We start from the raw sequence: 2,011 nt of genomic DNA, 5'->3' as shown, positions 1-2,011 counted from the left end.
CTTAGTTGTCTTTTTATGCTCTTTTTACCATCTTTTAGCCTTTGATTACTTGATTTAGCCCGCTAAATCTTCATTATCAAAAACTAAAATCTATCTAAAAATATCTATAAAAATTCAAACTATAATTTTTAAACAGGCTCTTAAAGAAAATCCATTTTAAGTGTGAAAAATTTTAATAGCAAATCTGTTTTTAATTGGGATTGAAATCCCATTGAAACTACGGTCGGTATTTTTCTGTCAAAGGAATTTGTAAATTTGTAACAATGACACTATTAATTATAGAAGACGATTTAAGGGTGGCCGAGCTTTTGCAAAGAGGTTTGGCTGAGAATGGCTTTACGACAACTTTGGCGTATGATGGCATTTCTGGCAAAAAATTAGCCCTTCAAAACGATTATGATCTTATCATAACCGATATTATTTTACCAAAAATGGATGGTATTGATTTGTGCAAACAGATTAGACAGGCCAAACCCAATATGCCCATAATTATGTTGACCGCTTTGGGCACCACCGATGATAAAGTTGAAGGCTTTGATGCCGGTGCCGATGATTATTTGGTAAAACCGTTTGAAATGCGTGAGCTTATTGTGCGTATCAGAGCGTTGCTAAATCGGCGTGATACAAACAGTAATGCTTCAGGATTTATCCTTAATTATGCAGATCTGGAAATGAATTTGCACAGTAAAATGGTAAAACGCAACGGTCAGGATATTAACCTCACACCTAAAGAATTTAAGCTTTTAGAGTACATGCTCCAAAATCCAGAACGAGTACTGTCGCGGACAGAAATTGCCGAAAAAGTCTGGGATACACATTTTGATACGGGCACCAATTTTATTGACGTTTATATCAATTATTTACGAAAAAAAATTGACAGGCAATTTGACCGAAAACTCATTCATACAAAACCGGGGATGGGTTTTGTTTTAAAACAAGACGATCATTAAGATTACTTTGGTCCTATTAATTTCCAGATGATATTTTGAAAACAAGAACGCGCCTCGCTATATTATTTACGCTAATAACAGCAACCATTTTGTTGGTTTTTGCGGCCATCATTTACTTTTCTACACAGGAAAGTCGTGAACGTGAATTTTATGCACTTCTAAAAAAAGAGGCCATTACTAAAGCCAATTTGTTTTTTAATGCCAAGGTCAATCCGCAAACATTACAAGATATTTATAGAAGTAATCGGGAGGTGCTAAACGAAGTTGAAGTAGCTATTTATGATAAGGAATTTAACTTACTTTATCACGATGCGGTTGATATTGATTTTGTCAAGGAAACGAAATCCATGAATGATGAAATTTATGAAAAAGGCGATATTCAATTTTATCAAGAGGGTTGGCAAGTGGTTGGCTTGCGCTATGATTTTGAGGACGATCAATATATTGTCACAGCGACCTCTTACGATCAATATGGTTATAACAAACTAAACAGTTTGCTTAAAACCAGTGTTTTGGTTTTTATAATTTCAATCGTATTTATTTATATCGTTGGGGTTTTCTTTTCTAAAAAAGCGTTTAAACCTGTTGTTGAAATGGTTGAAAAAGCACAAAATATTACGGCGACAAATCTCGATTTGCGATTGCCATATAACGACAGCAACGATGAATTGTCCGAACTCGCCCAAACCTTTAACGCCATGTTAGATCGGTTGGAACAATCTTTTGATGCACAAAAACACTTTGTTTCAAATATTTCGCACGAACTCCGAACGCCCTTAGCGGCCATTATTACCGAGTTGGAATTATCAATGGACAAAGAACGCGCCATTGAAGATTATAAAACGGCCATTGAAAACAGTCTTAAAGATGCCAGAAAAATAGTGAGGCTGTCCAATAGCCTTTTGGACATGGCAAAAGCCAGTTATGATCCGTCGGAAATTTCTTTTAGATCGGTACGCATTGATGAGGTTTTATTAGATGCCCGACAACAAGTGCAACGCGCCCATCCTAATTATAAAATTGATATCCACTTTGAAACCGATATTGAAACCGATGAGCAG

Annotated in this window: 2 protein-coding genes; both read left to right on the top strand. The window is 35.8% G+C overall.

The features are described from left to right. Positions 1-263: 263 nt before the first annotated feature. Positions 264-950: a response regulator transcription factor gene (locus tag VNJ50_RS04190; RefSeq protein WP_325579351.1), complete on the top strand. Its 687-nt coding sequence runs from the start codon at positions 264-266 to the stop codon at positions 948-950. Positions 951-985: 35 nt separating this feature from the next. Beyond that, on the top strand, positions 986-2,011 hold a 1,026-nt coding region (locus VNJ50_RS04185), incomplete at its 3' end, for a histidine kinase dimerization/phospho-acceptor domain-containing protein (protein ID WP_325579349.1).

The sequence above is a fragment of the Gelidibacter sp. genome (assembly GCF_035577925.1).
Classification (GTDB): domain Bacteria; phylum Bacteroidota; class Bacteroidia; order Flavobacteriales; family Flavobacteriaceae; genus Gelidibacter.
The sequence above is the reverse complement of the archived record's forward strand: the minus strand, read 5'-3'. Positions and strand labels throughout refer to the sequence as shown.

Bases quoted from the DNA above. Each gene is read 5' to 3' on its own strand.
- VNJ50_RS04190 (WP_325579351.1), top strand. From the start codon at position 264: ATGACACTATTAATTATAGAAGACGATTTAAGGGTGGCCGAGCTTTTG.